Here is a 15,165-nt window from a genome sequence, read left to right as displayed (position 1 = left end):
ATGAGTATCGACGACGAACTGCGCTGGGACGGTGAACTGACCGTCACACGCCATGATCGGGAGACCGGCACGACTTTCGTGATTCGAATCGACTCCACTCGCCTGGGACCGGCGTCGGGTGGCACGCGGGCCGCTCACTATCCCTCCATCGGTCACGCATTGGCGGACGCCGGGAAGCTCGCCGGCGCAATGACTTTGAAGATGGCGGTCTCCGATCTGCCGATGGGTGGCGGGAAGTCGGTCATTGCGCTACCTGCACCGCGCAGTCAGATCGACGCCGCAACCTGGACCCGTATCCTCGACATCCACGCCGAGAACATCGACAAGCTCGAAGGAAACTACTGGACCGGCCCTGACGTCAACACCAACTCTTCCGACATGGATCAGCTCAGCCGCACCACCAAATACGTCTTCGGGCGTTCGGTCGACAACGGTGGCGCCGGTTCCAGCGCGCACGCCACGGCACTAGGGGTGTTCGAAGCGATGAAAGCCACGGCGCGTCGCCGTGGACTCGGAACACTCGACGGCCGAACGGTACTCGTACAGGGACTCGGCGCCGTCGGCGGCGATGTCGTCCGTCTCGCAGCGCAGGCTGGCGCACGTCTGCTGGTTGCCGATACGGACCCGCAGCGTCTGGAGGCGGCGTCGCTCGCGGGGCACACGGTCGTTCCTGCGGACGAGGTACTCCGAACTCCGTGTGACCTCTTTGTTCCCTGCGCGATGGGAGGCATCATCGATTCCGCTGCTGCTGCGTCGATTCCGGCTCTCGCAGTGGCCGGCGCAGCGAACAACATCTTGGCCGATGCGGCTGCCGGCGAGGTTCTGCGAAGCCGCGGGGTTCTCTGTGCCCCTGATTTTGTGGCCAATGCGGGCGGGGCGTTTCACCTCGTGGGGCGAGAAGTCCTGGGGTGGAACGAAGACGACGTCGTGGAGCGAACCCGAGGGATCGGCCGGACCTTGGACGAGGTGTATTCATTGAGCGAGGAACGTGGCATCACTACCGAGGAGGCCGCGCTCCTGCTCGCCCGGGCGCGGCTATCCCCCGCATCCACCACCGCCCCCGCCACATCCGCCGCCCCCGCTGCAGCTGCCGCCTCCCCCGTCTGAACCACCGCTACCTCCGCTGCCGTCGGCACCGATTCCGGCGGCGGAGGCCAAGGCGGGATTGATCATCAGCATTGCCGATCCGGCGAAGAGGGCGGCGGACATTCCGGCCAAGCGCGGCCCGTAGGCGGAGAAGGCAGGCTTGTTGCGCGGGGACAGGTAGGCGTGTGCCTTGGTCAGTTCCGAACGTGCCGCATTGCCCGAGCTGGTCCGAGCGAAGTTGATGCCGAGCAAGGGGATGCTGAACCCGGTGACGAGCACGGCGAGAATCAGAAACTCGACAGGCTTGTCGTTGTGCAGTCCGAAAGCAATGCGGACGATCCCCACGGCCACCAGGATTTTCAGCGGAAGTGTCGCGAGGAGGACTGAACGCCTGGCGTTGTCCGACGTCAGGTATCCACGGTCCGCCAACGAGTTTCGTAGGCGAGCTGTTTCCACCGTCATGCGCTCGGCGAGTTGCCGCCGACGATGGGGCAGGGCCTGCTGGGCGAGGCGCTGGTACACGGTGAGGGTGTACCAGTCCAGGGTCTCGTCGCCAGGGCCCAACGGGCGCAGGACGGCTCCGTCGGTGGTGATCAAATCAGCGCCACGCAGGATTGCCAACGACGCTGCGAGGGCGCGTGACGCGCCGGTGAGCATTCCGACTTCCGGAGGCGTCAGTTGCTCGGCGGAATACCCGTGCTCGGTGGAATACCTGTACCGGCGTGCCCGAATCATCAGACGCCACACCAGAGTCAGAATCATAAGCGTGACTGACATGGCTATGTAGCCGTACAGGAAGTCCTCGCTGGGGATCCCCCAGGTGTCGGCAGCGTGAGTGCTCACCCCCGGCACCGTCATCCCCCACACCCGCCGCCGCCGCAACTGCTTCCGCTGCCGCCACCGCCGTCCGAGCCGGATGATCCGGATGAGGAGCCGCAACTGTAGTAGCTGGAACTGGCACCGCCCGGGCTGTACGCAGCGCCCGCAGCCACGGCCCCCGCGAGCGCCGGATCGATCAGAACCAGAGCGCCCGAACCGAAGAGCGCTGCCGAGAGTCCGGCGAGCGACGGACCGTAACTGGTGTACGAAGGTCGCAGTTTCGGCGAGAGGTAGGAATTTTCGTGCTTGAGACGTCGAAGCTCGCTGTCGCCCAACGCCGTACGGCGACGCTTGATTCGTAGAAGCGGAATCATCAGCGCGAGAACGATGATGGTCAGGAGCAGAAACCCGACCGGCTTGCCGCCGGCGATCCCGGCGATGAGTCGGACGATGCCGAGAGCAATTACCACCACGATCGGAACGGTCCGAAGGGCAGCAGTCAGGCCGTCCTGCGGGCGCTGCAGGTAACCCTCGTCGATCAGCGTCGTACGTAGTTGTGCGAGTGCGACGTTCAGCCGCCCCATCAGACGCACTTGCCGCAGCGGGACTTTTCCGTTGCCGAGCCGCTTGTGCACCGTGCGGGTGAACCAGTCGAGACGACTCTTGTCCTCGGCAGTGAGCGCCAGCTTGGTCTTGCCTTCGGTGCTGATCAGCTCGGCGCTGCGCAGAATAGCCATCGACGCCAGCACCGCCTGGTAGTCACTGGTCAAAGCGCCGATCTCGGGAGGAGTGAGCGATCGACGCACCGCGTCGACGACCACGGGTGACCGGCGCGCAGACATTCGGCTGTAGAGCGAGAGCCCGATCGCGACGGCGGCTGCCACCAGGTACCACTGAAGGAAGGTCTGGCTGGAAATTCCCCACGTATCCGTATGATTATGCATTGCACACCACCTCTCGATGAACTCCTGAGAACAGATCCAGTCTCTTTGTCCGACAACTGATGTCAGTATCGGGCCAGTCCCGTGGAAAGCGATATCCGGATGGTCATCGTCACCATTCCGTTACCGGCGAACTGGGGATTTACCGGCCGGTAGGTCGGAGCACGATCTCCGTGGGGTGTGCGTCGGACGGTGTTTCGACGGCAGTGCGTACGGCTCGGGCCACGGTGGAGGCCTTCAGGAAGCGCTCCGGGTCGTACTCGTCGCCTTCACCGGCGACGATGTCGCGCTGCATATCGGTGTCGATCCGTCCGGGGTGAATGGAGGTGACTCGCAGTGACGGCTCTTCCAGGCGCAACGCATCTCCGAAAGCGCGCAGGGCGAACTTGCTGGCCGCATACGAGCCCCAGCCGGCGTTGGCGCGAAGCCCGGCACCCGAATTGATCAGCACGACGTGACCTCCGGCTGCACGAAGCGCGGGCAGAAGTACGCGCGTGAGCTCGGCGACGGCGATGACGTTTGCCTCGAGGGTGCGTCGCCACTGATCGACCGAGGATTCCTCGATGGTTCCGATGTCAGCCACGCCGGCGTTGTGTACCAGCACGTCGAGCGTCGTGATGGAGGAGGCGGCGACTGCGACGGCGTCGTAGTCCGTGAGGTCGAGGGGCAGAGGCGTCGATCCGGGCAGTTCGGCGCAGATCGGCTCGAGGGCCTGCGGGGATCGTGCACCGAGCAGCAGGTCGTGTGTCGGCGCCAGTTCGCGTGCGATGGCAGCTCCGAGGCCGCGACTGGAACCGGTGATCAAGGCAGTAGGACGCATGGTCCGAGCCTATCGAGTGAGGAATGTTCGGCGAGACGAACTTGTGTATTTGTTTACCCACATATTAGAGTTTGAACATGACGACTCGCGACGCGAAGAATTTCCGCCGCCTGGGAATTGCTGCCCTCGCCGCCCTGCTTCTTTCCAGCTGTTCGGCAGTGAATTCCGCTTCCGACGACGACCGCCCGGTAGTGCTGACCACGTTCACCGTGCTCTCGGACATTGCCCAGAACGTCGCAGGTGATCATCTGCGCGTCGAGTCGATCACCAAGGCAGGAGCGGAAATTCACGGCTACGAGCCGACACCCGGGGACATTCGCCGCGCCAACGAGGCGGACCTGATCCTCGACAACGGCATGAACCTCGAAGCATGGTTCGCCAAGTTCGTCAACGGACTGGATGTGCCACACGTTGTGGTCAGCGATGGCGTCGAAGGCATCCCGATCGCCGGTGATGCCTATGCGGGCAAGCCCAATCCGCATGCGTGGATGTCTCCACTGAATACGCAGATCTACGTCGACAACATGGTGACGGCGTTCAGTGACCTCGATCCGGACAATGCCGCGGCATTTGCGGAGAACGGCGCGAAGTACAAGGCGGAACTGCAAGCGGTGCAAGACGGCCTGGTCAGTGGCCTGGCGGCATTGCCCGCAGGTCAGCGCGCACTTGTCAGCTGCGAGGGTGCGTTCTCCTATCTGGCCAGGGACGCGGGACTCAGCGAGGCGTACATCTGGCCAGTCAATGCCGAGCAGCAGGCGACGCCGCAGCAGATCATCGCCGCGATCGACTTCGTCCGGGCCAATTCAGTTCCCGCCGTCTTCTGTGAGTCGACGGTCTCGGATGCGCCCATGCAGCAAGTCGTCGGGGCGACCGGCGCGAAGTTCGGCGGAACGCTGTACGTCGATTCGCTGTCCGAAGCCGACGGTCCCGTGCCCACCTACCTGGACATGATTCGCCACGATACCGACGTCATCCTCGGCGGTCTGACCGGCGGTAAATCATGACGGAACAAGCCATTCGCGTCGAAAATGTCAGCGTTCACTACGGCGAGGTTCACGCACTGGACCACGTCGATCTGACGTTGAACTCGGGTAGCGTCTGCGGACTGATCGGCATGAACGGTTCAGGCAAATCCACCCTGTTCAAGGTCATCATGGGAATGATCAAGCCGGACAACGGCTCTGTGAGAATCGCCGGCCTCGACGCAGCCGCTGCGCGGAAGAGCGGCCGCGTCGGATATGTGCCGCAGAGTGAAGACGTCGACTGGACCTTCCCGATCAGCGTGCATGACGTCGTGATGATGGGCAGATACGGCCATCTCGGGTTCTTGCGGCGTCCGCGGCGCGCAGATCGCGAGGCGGTGGCCGAGGCGCTCGAGCGGGTGGAACTCACCGAATTCGCGGATCGCCAGATCGGACAGCTCTCGGGTGGTCAGAAGAAGCGCGCGTTCGTGGCACGCGGCATTGCGCAGGACGCGTCGATACTGTTGCTGGACGAGCCGTTTGCGGGCGTCGACAAGCGTTCCGAGGCAACGATTTCGACGCTGCTACGAGAGTTGGCTTCCGACGGCCGGTCGATCTTGGTCTCGACCCACGATCTCCACGCGGTGCCGAAACTTTGCGACGAGGCGGTACTACTCATGCGCAAGGTCCTGGTGCATTCCGACCCGGACACCGTGCTTCAACCGGAAAACCTCGCCCTGGCTTTCGGTCTCGACGTGATGGACAGGACCTGATCGATGAACATCGTAGAACTGCTCCTCGATCCTCTCCAGTACGGATTCATGGTGCGCGCGTTGGCCGTTGCGGTTGTGGCGGCGGTTGTCTGCGCGGTGCTCAGTTGCTGGTTGGTGCTCATCGGGTGGTCGCTGATGGGTGATGCCGTCTCGCACGCTGTACTGCCCGGTGTCGTTCTGGCTTACGTCGTCGGCGCTCCATTTGCCATAGGGGCCTTGATCTTCGGGTTGATCGCCGTCGCCCTGATCGGGCTCATCCGTAACACCAGTCGCGTCAAGGAGGACGCCGCGATCGGAATCGTCTTCACGACTCTCTTCGCGTTCGGTTTGGTTCTCATCTCGGTGACCCCCAGCCAAACCGATCTCAATCACATCATCTTCGGCAACCTGCTGGGTGTGAGCTCGTCCGATCTTCTGCAGGTCGCGATACTCGGCGCGTTGGCGCTGGGCATTCTGTTGATCAAGCGTCGCGATCTGACGTTGTTCGCGTTCGACCCGGTCCATGCCAATGCGATAGGTCTCTCCCCCAAACGTCTCGGCGCCCTACTCCTCGGAGTGCTCGCGCTCACGTCGGTTGTGGCGCTGCAAGCTGTCGGAGTTGTGCTGGTGGTGGCGATGCTGATCATCCCCGGGGCGACGGCCTACCTTCTCACCGACAAGTTCTCACGGATGCTGTTCATAGCCCCCGTCGTCTCCGCACTATGCGCGATTACCGGTATCTACGTCAGCTACTACCTCGACACGGCTTCCGGTGGCATGGTCGTGATGACACAGGGCATCGTGTTCGCCCTGGTGTACCTGTTCAGCCCGTCGCAAGGGGTCATCGCGAAATGGACTTCGCAGCGCCGTAGAGCCCGGGTGGAATACAGCGCCGTGGCGTAGCGAGCGGTCTTGATCGTTCGTCCAGTTAACAATCCGCTACCAAATCGGGTAGGTTCGTACGGGCATTCGTCACCACAAACATTTCGGCCGCAACGATGCCGGCCGCAAGACAATCGGTGGTGACGCCTTGAACACCGATGGGTTCTTCGATGACGCAGTTCCGAGCACGACGCACGTGGCTGGTTCTCGGCGTCGTTGTCGCGGTCATCGCCCTCGCCGGATCCGGGCTGCTCAGCCCACGAGCTTCGGTTCTGGTGGACGATATCGCCCAGCTCGTCGGCGGAGCCACCGCGACTGCGGTCTGTTGGTGGACATCGCGGCGCCATCACGGCGTCGAGCGTCGTTGGCGAATTCTGATGGCTCTCGGTATGGCCGGCTGGACTCTCGGGATGTTCTTCTGGGCGTTCTATCGCTCGGTTCTGCACGTTCCCCTTCCGTCGCCGTCGATTGCGGACATCGGTTTCTTCATGTTCCCGGTGTTTGCCGTGCCGGCGCTTCTGTCGCTTGTGCGCCAGTCGCCCCGACGTGAGGCGATCGGTCCGATCCACCTCTGGATGGTGCTGACGCTCGACGGCCTAGTCGTGGTCGGTGGATTGTTCATCCTCACGTGGACGACTGCCCTCGGCGCCGTCGTGCACACCGGTCCGACCGGGCCTCTCGGCTTTCTCATCGCGGTGATGTATCCGATCACCGACTTCGTTCTGATCGCGATGGTCTTGCTGATGGTCATCGGACCGAAGGCCGTAGCCGAGATCCGTGAACCGCTGACGTTCCTCGGGTGCGGGTTGGTGATGCTCTCCCTTTCGGACAGCCTGTACGCGTACTTGGTGGCGATCGGTGCCGAGAGTATGCCGACCATCGCCGACGCGGGGTTCATCGCCGGCCCGCCGTTGATCGCGCTGGCGGCGTTGACCGAACGCGCTGAGCCACGGCCGCGCACAGCACTACAACAATGGCGAAGTGATCGGACTCAATTGCTGCTGCCGTACCTGTTGATCGCGGTCATCGCGACGATCGTGACGGTACAGGCACTCATCGTCGGCAACCTCGATGCCGTGGTCGTGATACTCGGCGTCGTCGTGCTGGTTCTCGCGCTGGTGCGTCAGATACTCACGCTCCTCGAGAACGACGCGCTCCTCCAACAGATATCCGCTGCCCAGGACGAGCTCCGGTACCGAGCACATCACGACCCACTCACCGAGCTCGCCAACCGGGCCGCGTTCGACGAGCAGTTCGCAAGTGCCATCGACGACTATCGCCACACGAAGTCCGAACGGGTGCTGATGCTTGTCGACCTGGACGATTTCAAGCAGGTCAACGATCAGTACGGGCATCCAGCCGGTGATCGTTTACTGGTTGCCCTCACAGCACGTCTGCGCGAAGCGGTTCCCGAGAGTGCGTTTGTCGCTCGATTCGGGGGCGACGAGTTCACAGTGCTCCTGCAAGGCCCGATCGACGAAGCCGTCGTCGTAGCTCGAAGGATCGTCGACGCTCTCAGTAGTGATGGGATTGCAGGCGACATTTCGGTATCGGTAGGCGCGAGCGTCGGCGTCGCGTCGTTCGGGGCCGCGCAGTCCGGGTCCGCGCAGTTCGGGTGCGGGGACGAACCACTCAGTGCGCACACTCTTCTTCGCCAGGCCGATGCGGCGATGTACGACGCGAAGAGAAGTGGAAAGGGCGCTGTCGTTGTCTACCGTGATCGTTGTCTTTCGCGACCGCCGTCTTTCGCGACCGCCGTCTATCGCGACCGCAGCAAAGACTAGCGCCGTAGGAGTGCGAAAATCGTTGCCGGTGAACCCGACCCGGCCTTGTTGATTGCGCCACCGACAAGGATGCTCGCCCCGGTCGTTGGCAGGGCGGCAAGATTGTTCAGGTTCTCCAGGCTGATTCGATGCTTGTCGTACAGGAGCGTCGAGACGGGATAGGTCTCGTCGTTTCCGAGGTCGGGACCGAACGTGTCGGTTCCCAATGCTCCGCGGGTGCCCAGACGTCCGGTGTCTATCAGCCACTGCGCCGCGTCCACCGAGAAGCCGGGCTGGTGGGTGACACCCTCGGCGTCGGCGTTGGCATATTCTTCGCTACCCCAGCGCGATTCCCATCCGGTCCAGAGAACTACGGCCGCTCCATCGGGGATCTTGCCATTGCGCGATTCCCACTCCTGAATGTCCGCGACGGTGAGCGCATAGTCCGAATCGGTGGCAGCCTTGTCTCGGACGTCGATCTTCACCGCGGGCAGGAAGAGGTCGGCCGGATCGAGTTGGTCGGCTGTGAGTCCACCTTCCTGGAAGTGCGCCGGCGCACCCCAATGTGTGCCCGTGTGTTCGCCCTCCTTGACGTACTGGAGGTAGTAGCCGTCGTCTGCGATGGTTGCCGCTGTGTCGAGAGTGAACTCGGGATCGCCGGGAAACACCGGCGTCGTCGCGGGGTCGTTCACGTGCGAGAGCGAAACAACTGACAACAGCTCGTCCGGCGTTGCCGCGTCTTGGCTGCTTCCGGAACTGCTACCCATGTCGATCACCTGAGGTCCCGCTACCAGCGCCAGACCTGTGGCTGCGCGCTGAAGTAACTGTCGCCGTTTCATCGATCCCCCACCATTTTGTCCGAATTGAGAGTGTTGCAATCACTTTCGCTCCTTGAACACTAGAGCAGAACCTTAGGCTGCCGCGGACCATGACGACCACTTCACATCGCGGACAGCTATCACCTGCCCGTGCGGTCGGTCATCTACGTACTGCGGGTACTTCGCGGCCAACGCATCGATTGCGCTCTCGGACTCCTCGGTGCCGGGTTCGAGAACCTCCGCGTGTCCGTCGACGCGGACCCACCAGAGTGCGGACCAGTTGTCGTCGTAATGATCGACCAGAAGGCTTGCTCGCCCCGTCTCGGTGATGTTCCGGAGCCTGCGAAGCGCGGTGGTGGTTTTCGGTTTGTGGTCGACGCAGGAATAGACAGTTTCGCCGACCAGGGCGAATACCAGCGGCACGATGTGCGGAACGCCGGCCGCGTCAGCCGTCGCCAGGTGAGCCACCCGCGCGGCTTCAAATCGTGCTCTCGGATCGTCCATAACCACAGCGTAAATGGATCAAGGGTTGCCGCAAGCCGCTGCTGACGGAACAGTGGTCTCATGGAACCGGATGAAGCGCTTCGGGAGATCGCCTACTGGCTCGAACGATCACGCGCCGAAACGCACCGCGTGAAGGCCTATCGCCGAGCCGCGGAGGTCTTCGCAGGATTGTCCGACGAGCAGAAGGAGTCTCGCCGAAAAGCCGACAGTTGGAAGGCTCTCACCGGCATCGGCCCCAAGACTGCAATGATCATCGCCCAGTCGTACGACGGCGTCCCCGAATATCTCGCAGAATTGCGCGAGCAGGCCGAGCCCATCGGGGACGGCCCGTTGCGCCAAGCCCTGCGCGGCGATCTCCACACACACTCCGACTGGTCCGACGGCGGAAGCCCCATCGAAGAGATGATGCGACGCGCTGCAGCACTGGGCCACGATTACTGCGCCCTCACCGACCATTCGCCTCGCCTCACTGTTGCCAACGGGCTGTCCGCGGAGCGTCTACGTTCTCAACTCGACGTCATAGCCGGGTTGAATGCCGAACTGGCGCCCTTCCGCATCCTCACGGGAATCGAGGTGGACATCCTCGAAGACGGTTCACTGGATCAGGATCCAGATCTACTCGACGAACTCGACATCGTGGTGGCGAGCGTGCACTCGAAGCTGCGGTCAGAGAGCGAAGCGATGACCCGCAGAATGCTTGCTGCAGTGCGGAACCCGCGTGTCGATATCCTCGGACACTGCACCGGACGTCTCGTCGAGGGTGCTCGCGGAACCCGCCCCGAGTCGCAGTTCGATGCGGAGAAAGTGTTCGAGGCCTGCCGAGAATCAGGCACCGCCGTCGAGATCAACTCTCGACCGGAGCGTCGTGACCCGCCATCGCGTTTGATCGAGTTGGCCCGCGATCTGGATTGTCTTTTCTCCATCGACACCGACGCCCATGCTCCTGGTCAGCTGGCCTGGCAGGGCTACGGCTGTGACCGGGCCGAAAAGTGCGGCGTCGAAGCGGATCGGGTGATCAATACCTGGACCGCCGAAAACCTTCTGGAGTGGGCGGGCAATTGAGATCACAGGCAAGTGAGTGCACTCCGAGCACGCCGGAATGGGTCACCGAGGCGTTTGCTCGGTGACCTCCGGGTTCAGAGTCGTGTGGTGGAGCGGCGGGGTTTCTGGTCCGGGTCGATGCCCGGTGGTGGGATGAACCAGGGCAGGTGATCGGTGCCCATCCGGATTTCCCATTGCCCGGTGAATCCAGGTTTTCGATGCATCAGGGTGTGGTGGGATCGGCAGAGCAGGACCAGGTTGTCCATGACTGTCGGTCCTCCTTTGGCCCAGTGTTCGATGTGGTGTGCGTCGGTCCAGGCGGGGACGCAGTCGCAACCGGGGAAGGCGCACCCTTTGTCTCGGGCGATCAGTGCGGTTCGCTGTGCCGCGGTGACAAGCCTTTTCAGTGGGCTGGCGTCGAGTGGGGCACCGTTCTCGTCGAGGAGGACGCTAGAGAGCATGCAGTCGCACGCGATCATGCGGGTGCGACCGACGCTCAGTGGCCCCATCCACGGCATGTGACCGACATCGAGATCTTGCATGTCGAGATCTGGCATGCCAAGGTCCAGGGTGTCGTGATCGTCACCGTCGGACAGGTCGTGCGTCGAGGCTTCGCCTGTTGAGTGGCCTGCGGTGGAGGCGCATTCACGATGGAGCGCTAAGTCTTTGGCGTTGATGTGCACGTTCAGGTGCGGGCGTTGGCCGCCGTCGATGCCAGTGGCCGCGTTGTCGAGGTAGCGCCGGATCAGTTCTGCCATGGCGTCTGCGTTGCGTTTTGCGGCGGATCGTTTGTCGGGTGTGCCGTCTGTGGCGGGGGTGGGCATCGAGAGGCTCGAGAGGGCCGAGAGAAGCATTTCGCCGGTCACTCCGTCGAAATCGCCTCGGACGACGACTCTTCCGTTGAGGGTCGCGGCGATGCGGAGTTCGTTGCGGTCGGTGTCTTCGCTTGGTGGTGGGTCGTCGGATTCGAACATGTGCTCGAGGACGCTGATGGCGTAGCGCAGTTTGACGGTGGTTGCTTCGGTTCCGGATGCTGCGGCGAGAAGTGTGTCGCGGCAGTACGGCAGCGCGGCTTCGGGCATTGCCTTGGGTGGAGATTCGCAGAACGCCACGATCAGTGCTGCGTGTTCGAAAGTGAGGTCACCGGCGTCGAATTGGTTCTCGATCTCGGGAAATGATCGTAGGGCTTTTCCCAGGGCTGCGATTCTTCTGCCGGCGGGGATTTGCAGCATGGTGTGGTTCGCGAGCCATTCTCCGGTGCCGCGGTAGCAGAGCACTTGTTCGTCGGGATTCAACGTCAAGGTGTCGAGAGCGGCTACTCGAATGGCTTCCAGGCGAAGGATTTCCGCTGATGCAGCGATGGCGATCTCGCGGACGTCGGTGGGGTGCAGCCGCCACAATCGTGCACGCACACCCACTGCGGAGCTGTTCACCACGTCGGTGACAGCATCATTGCCAGTGACAGCGTCGTCGGTGATGTTGATCGTCATGAGAACCCCCGTTCCATCTCCCATCGTACTCGAACAAACTTTCGAGTCAAGGAATTGTTTTGGAAGGCGAAGACGATCGCGTTGATGTGATTCTGTTGTTCGAGAGCAGATTCCGTCGCTAGAGCATCAGTGCCGGATCTGTAGTCAGTTCAATGTTCAGCCATGGTTCGTAGGGAAGGTCGGCGAGGCTGGCGGCGAACGAGCGTCGTACCGCGTCTTCACCGTCGATGTCCCAGCTGTGCGGTGCGACCATGAACGTCGCTTCGATATACAGCTTGCGACCGACTTTGCTCATCGTGAGAGTCGGTTCGTCCAAACCGAATTCGGCACGGATGGCGGCGATGGCTTCGCGGACGCGGGTCTGAACCTGTTCTCCGGGAGCGCCTTCGAGGAGTTCGATCAGTGCGGTTCGCAGAAGTGCGTATGGTTGTGGGACCAACATCGCGCAGCCGAGGAGGACCAAGACGGAGTCCACGTATCGGTCGGCGTCGGAGAAATCGGTGCGGCCCAGGATCATTGCGACGACAGCGCCGACGGCTACCAGCGCGCTGAAGGCAGCCGACGCTCCCCACTGCCTGGCTTCGGCGACCAGCAGATCGGACGTGCGGTCGACTTGTCCGACGTAGCGCCAGATGACGATCGACACCACTGCGCTGACAGCGCCGTATGCCACCAACGATCCCGCGGTGACGTCGGCCCCGCCCGCGAGGATGACACGAACTGCCTCGACTGCGGCGTAGGCGAGCGTCGCCAGTAGTGCCATCCCCTGGACGGCGATGACTACGGGAATCAACGCCTCTTTGCCGAAGGGGAAGCGTGCGGTGGGGCCCGAGTCGGCTATCCGCGAGACCCGCAGTGACAGCGCCGTGAGCACCATTCCGATGAGGGCGTACACACCGTCGAGCAGGATCACCTGGGACTGCGAGATCCAGCCCCAGAATGCGGCGAGCACAGCCAACGCCGTGGCGACCACGAGTGAGTACCGCAGGGCCTTGCGTTCGCGGGTAGCGCTGTCTTCCTTGGTGCCCATGAATTCCAAACCGCCTGTCCGTTTCGATATTCCTTCACGTAGGAATACCAGCAACGACGCGCGGGCACGGCATCAGAGCACCAATTGCGCTGCCAGATCGAGAAAGTCCTCGGCGTTGATGTCGAACTCGTCGGAGAATGACACATCGGGATTGCCCTTGGCTCCGAATTCGAGGGGTCGGGCGATGAAGGCGGTGCGGAATCCGAGAGCTTTGGCCGCCCGGATGTCGTATTTGTGGCTGGCAACCATCATGATCTCGGCCGGGTCGTAGCCGAGGTATCGAGCAGCCAGGTGGTAGATCTTCGGATCGGGTTTGAACACGCCGGCCATCTCGGCGGTGAAGACGGCATGCCAGGGCAGGTTTCCGTGCCGCGAGATGCTGACTGCAGCGTTCACGTCGGCGTTGGACAAGGCAGCGACGGTGTACTGCTGACGCAGGGTTGTCAGACCAGCGACGGTGTCAGGCCACGGGTCCAGGAATTTCCAGGCGGCGGTGAGTTCTTCTTGTTCCGCGTCGGACAGTTCGATGTTCTCGCGGGCCAACAGCTTGCGCAGAGCCTCGCGATACACCGAATGTACTGTCACCCACTCGCCTGTAGCGTCGCCGACCTCGGAGGTGTTCGCGAAGTATTCAGCGCGCCAGAGATTGACGAATCGCGACCAGTCGACGTCGGCATCGGTGATGCGACGGGCCTCTCTGCAGAGAGTGCTGTGAAAATCTGTTGCTGTGCCCTGGACGTCGAACAGCAGTGCTTTGATCTTCTCGCGCACAAGGCCTCCACCCCGAGATCGCCTGACGGTGATGCCACCCTAGCGCGGTTGCCGCGCCCGATTCGTGCTCGATGAGCGCAAAGGCTCGACGCGTCGCAAAATAGACATCTATGGCCGACCGCGGATTCACCCCGACTCAGCTCGCCGCCCGAGCTGCCTACCTGCTGCGCGGAAACGACTTGGGCACGATGACCAGCGCCGCCCCGAAGTTGTATCCCCACATGTGGAGCTGGGACGCCGCGTTCGTCGCAGTGGGTTTGGCGCCGCTCAGCGTCGAACGGGCGGTAGTAGAGCTCGATACTTTGCTCTCGGCTCAGTGGAAGAACGGGATGATTCCGCACATCGTGTTCGCGAACGGAGTCGACGGCTACTTCCCCGGCCCGACGCGGTGGGACGTCAACGCCTTGGCGGCGCACGCGCCTCTGGGAACCGCTACGTCGGGAATCACCCAACCCCCCGTCCACGCGATTGCGGTGCAGCGGATTCTCGATCATTCGCGTCGGCACGGACGGACGACGCGTGCGGTGGCCGAAGAGTTTCTCGACCGTCGCTGGAGCGATCTTGTTCGGTGGCACCGGTGGTTGGCGGAGGCGCGGGATCTCGACGGTAACGGCCGCATCGCGCTCTACCACGGGTGGGAATCGGGGATGGACAATTCCCCGCGCTGGGATCTGGCCTACGCGAATGTTGTTGCGGGGCAAGTGCCTGCTTATCAGCGGGCGGATCTCACGGTGGTGACCGACCTGTCTCAGCGGCCCACGGATCACGAATACGACCGCTACCTTTGGCTTCTCGAAGAGATGAAGGCCGTGCGGTACGAGGACTCGCAGCTTGCCACGGCCATGAGTTTTGCCGTCGAGGACGTGTTTGTCAGCGCGGTCTTCTCGATGGCGTGCGACGTCCTGGCGACGATCGGCGAGGAGCATTCCCGGCCGAACTCCGACGTCCGAGATCTACGCGGATGGGCAGATCGCTTCCGGCAGGGCGTGATTGCCACCACCGATGAACGATCCGGCGCGGCAAAGGATTTCGACCTGCGCACTGGACGGTGGGTTCATACCGAGACCATCGCGATGTTTGCGCCGTTGCTCTGCGGCGGCTTGAGTCGGGACGCCGAGCGCGCTTTGTTGCGCACTTTCGAGGGGCCCAAATTCTGCGGGCACCCGGACATGCGTTTTGCCGTTCCGCCGTCCACGTCTCCGGTTTCCGGTGATTTTCGCCCGCGCGAGTATTGGCGTGGCCCGGTGTGGCCGGTCATCACGTGGTTGTTCTCGTGGGCGTTCGCGCGCCGGGGATGGGCCGAGCGATCACACGTCTTACGTTCAGAGGGGCTGAGGCAGGCCAGCGACGGAACATTTGCCGAGTATTACGAGCCTTTCACCGGAGAACCGTTGGGGAGCATGCAACAGTCGTGGACCGCGGCGGCCGTTCTCGACTGGCTCGGTTGAGTGAACATTCCCTGAATTAGCGGACAAAACGGACCGAT

Annotated in this window: 15 protein-coding genes; 7 read left to right on the top strand and 8 right to left on the bottom strand. The window is 62.7% G+C overall.

The window, feature by feature from the left end; genetic code table 11:
• Positions 1–1,107: a Glu/Leu/Phe/Val dehydrogenase dimerization domain-containing protein gene (locus ACFT1A_RS00110; protein WP_378445182.1), complete on the top strand. Its 1,107-nt coding sequence runs from the start codon at positions 1–3 to the stop codon at positions 1,105–1,107.
• Here the strand turns inward: ACFT1A_RS00110 and ACFT1A_RS00105 are convergent.
• The 3 genes from ACFT1A_RS00105 to ACFT1A_RS00095 all read right to left on the bottom strand — a co-directional run bounded on the left by ACFT1A_RS00105 (position 1,036) and on the right by ACFT1A_RS00095 (position 3,666).
• A complete protein-coding gene (locus tag ACFT1A_RS00105; RefSeq protein WP_378445180.1) occupies positions 1,036–1,929 on the bottom strand; it encodes a TIGR04222 domain-containing membrane protein in 894 nt (297 codons plus the stop codon). The genes ACFT1A_RS00110 and ACFT1A_RS00105 overlap by 72 nt on opposite strands.
• An 11-nt stretch (positions 1,930–1,940) precedes the next feature.
• Positions 1,941–2,849 carry a TIGR04222 domain-containing membrane protein gene (locus ACFT1A_RS00100; RefSeq protein WP_378445178.1) on the bottom strand — a complete coding sequence of 303 codons (909 nt, stop codon included), beginning with the start codon at positions 2,847–2,849 and terminating at the stop codon, positions 1,941–1,943.
• Between the two features lie 139 nt (positions 2,850–2,988).
• A complete protein-coding gene (locus ACFT1A_RS00095) occupies positions 2,989–3,666 on the bottom strand; it encodes an SDR family oxidoreductase (protein WP_378445176.1) in 678 nt (225 codons plus the stop codon).
• A 77-nt stretch (positions 3,667–3,743) separates the two neighbouring features.
• Between ACFT1A_RS00095 and ACFT1A_RS00090 the strand changes: the two genes are divergently transcribed.
• From ACFT1A_RS00090 to ACFT1A_RS00075, 4 genes are all read left to right on the top strand, one after another.
• The gene (locus ACFT1A_RS00090; protein ID WP_378445174.1) at positions 3,744–4,670 is read left to right on the top strand and encodes a metal ABC transporter substrate-binding protein; all 927 of its coding nucleotides are present in this window, start codon (positions 3,744–3,746) and stop codon (positions 4,668–4,670) included.
• Positions 4,667–5,401: a metal ABC transporter ATP-binding protein gene (locus ACFT1A_RS00085; protein WP_378445172.1), complete on the top strand. Its 735-nt coding sequence runs from the start codon at positions 4,667–4,669 to the stop codon at positions 5,399–5,401. The genes ACFT1A_RS00090 and ACFT1A_RS00085 overlap by 4 nt, the downstream gene beginning before the upstream one ends.
• Positions 5,402–5,404: 3 nt before the next feature.
• Complete coding sequence (locus tag ACFT1A_RS00080) at positions 5,405–6,283, top strand: metal ABC transporter permease (protein WP_378445169.1); 879 nt, start codon at positions 5,405–5,407, stop codon at positions 6,281–6,283.
• Between the two features lie 149 nt (positions 6,284–6,432).
• A complete protein-coding gene (locus ACFT1A_RS00075) occupies positions 6,433–8,046 on the top strand; it encodes a diguanylate cyclase domain-containing protein (RefSeq protein WP_378445167.1) in 1,614 nt (537 codons plus the stop codon).
• On the opposite strand, the gene ACFT1A_RS00070 is transcribed toward ACFT1A_RS00075, so the two are convergent.
• Both ACFT1A_RS00070 and ACFT1A_RS00065 read right to left on the bottom strand, forming a co-directional pair.
• Positions 8,043–8,792, bottom strand: a complete 750-nt coding sequence (locus ACFT1A_RS00070) for a cyclase family protein (RefSeq protein WP_378445762.1) — start codon at positions 8,790–8,792, stop codon at positions 8,043–8,045. The two genes, ACFT1A_RS00075 and ACFT1A_RS00070, sit on opposite strands and share 4 nt — an antisense overlap.
• A gap of 144 nt (positions 8,793–8,936) precedes the next feature.
• On the bottom strand, positions 8,937–9,347 hold the full coding sequence (locus ACFT1A_RS00065; protein ID WP_378445165.1) for a TIGR03668 family PPOX class F420-dependent oxidoreductase: 411 nt from the start codon (positions 9,345–9,347) through the stop codon (positions 8,937–8,939).
• Positions 9,348–9,407: 60 nt separating this feature from the next.
• Between ACFT1A_RS00065 and ACFT1A_RS00060 the strand changes: the two genes are divergently transcribed.
• Positions 9,408–10,409, top strand: coding sequence for a PHP domain-containing protein (locus ACFT1A_RS00060; protein WP_378445162.1), 1,002 nt, complete (start codon positions 9,408–9,410; stop codon positions 10,407–10,409).
• 74 nt (positions 10,410–10,483) lie between these two features.
• Here the strand turns inward: ACFT1A_RS00060 and ACFT1A_RS00055 are convergent, their stop codons facing one another.
• The 3 genes from ACFT1A_RS00055 to ACFT1A_RS00045 all read right to left on the bottom strand — a co-directional run bounded on the left by ACFT1A_RS00055 (position 10,484) and on the right by ACFT1A_RS00045 (position 13,679).
• Positions 10,484–11,878, bottom strand: a complete 1,395-nt coding sequence (locus tag ACFT1A_RS00055) for a DUF222 domain-containing protein (protein ID WP_378445160.1) — start codon at positions 11,876–11,878, stop codon at positions 10,484–10,486.
• 118 nt (positions 11,879–11,996) lie between these two features.
• Complete coding sequence (locus ACFT1A_RS00050) at positions 11,997–12,908, bottom strand: cation transporter (RefSeq protein ID WP_378445158.1); 912 nt, start codon at positions 12,906–12,908, stop codon at positions 11,997–11,999.
• Between the two features lie 72 nt (positions 12,909–12,980).
• Positions 12,981–13,679, bottom strand: coding sequence for a haloacid dehalogenase type II (locus ACFT1A_RS00045; RefSeq protein WP_378445156.1), 699 nt, complete (start codon positions 13,677–13,679; stop codon positions 12,981–12,983).
• A 110-nt stretch (positions 13,680–13,789) separates the two neighbouring features.
• Here ACFT1A_RS00045 and ACFT1A_RS00040 point away from each other — a divergent pair, with 110 nt between their 5' ends.
• Positions 13,790–15,127, top strand: coding sequence for an amylo-alpha-1,6-glucosidase (locus ACFT1A_RS00040; protein ID WP_378445154.1), 1,338 nt, complete (start codon positions 13,790–13,792; stop codon positions 15,125–15,127).
• Positions 15,128–15,165 lie beyond the last annotated feature (38 nt).

The organism is Rhodococcus sp. NPDC057135, from assembly GCF_042670865.1.
GTDB lineage: Bacteria > Actinomycetota > Actinomycetes > Mycobacteriales > Mycobacteriaceae > Rhodococcus_F.
This window is presented reverse-complemented; position numbering and strand designations above follow the sequence as displayed.

Bases quoted from the DNA above. Each gene is read 5' to 3' on its own strand.
- ACFT1A_RS00055 (WP_378445160.1), bottom strand. From the start codon at position 11,878: ATGACGATCAACATCACCGACGACGCTGTCACTGGCAATGATGCTGTC.
- ACFT1A_RS00040 (WP_378445154.1), top strand. From the start codon at position 13,790: ATGGCCGACCGCGGATTCACCCCGACTCAGCTCGCCGCCCGAGCTGCC.
- ACFT1A_RS00075 (WP_378445167.1), top strand. From the start codon at position 6,433: ATGACGCAGTTCCGAGCACGACGCACGTGGCTGGTTCTCGGCGTCGTT.
- ACFT1A_RS00070 (WP_378445762.1), bottom strand. From the start codon at position 8,792: ATGGGTAGCAGTTCCGGAAGCAGCCAAGACGCGGCAACGCCGGACGAG.
- ACFT1A_RS00095 (WP_378445176.1), bottom strand. From the start codon at position 3,666: ATGCGTCCTACTGCCTTGATCACCGGTTCCAGTCGCGGCCTCGGAGCT.
- ACFT1A_RS00065 (WP_378445165.1), bottom strand. From the start codon at position 9,347: ATGGACGATCCGAGAGCACGATTTGAAGCCGCGCGGGTGGCTCACCTG.
- ACFT1A_RS00080 (WP_378445169.1), top strand. From the start codon at position 5,405: ATGAACATCGTAGAACTGCTCCTCGATCCTCTCCAGTACGGATTCATG.
- ACFT1A_RS00100 (WP_378445178.1), bottom strand. From the start codon at position 2,849: ATGCATAATCATACGGATACGTGGGGAATTTCCAGCCAGACCTTCCTT.
- ACFT1A_RS00060 (WP_378445162.1), top strand. From the start codon at position 9,408: ATGGAACCGGATGAAGCGCTTCGGGAGATCGCCTACTGGCTCGAACGA.
- ACFT1A_RS00085 (WP_378445172.1), top strand. From the start codon at position 4,667: ATGACGGAACAAGCCATTCGCGTCGAAAATGTCAGCGTTCACTACGGC.
- ACFT1A_RS00090 (WP_378445174.1), top strand. From the start codon at position 3,744: ATGACGACTCGCGACGCGAAGAATTTCCGCCGCCTGGGAATTGCTGCC.
- ACFT1A_RS00110 (WP_378445182.1), top strand. From the start codon at position 1: ATGAGTATCGACGACGAACTGCGCTGGGACGGTGAACTGACCGTCACA.
- ACFT1A_RS00050 (WP_378445158.1), bottom strand. From the start codon at position 12,908: ATGGGCACCAAGGAAGACAGCGCTACCCGCGAACGCAAGGCCCTGCGG.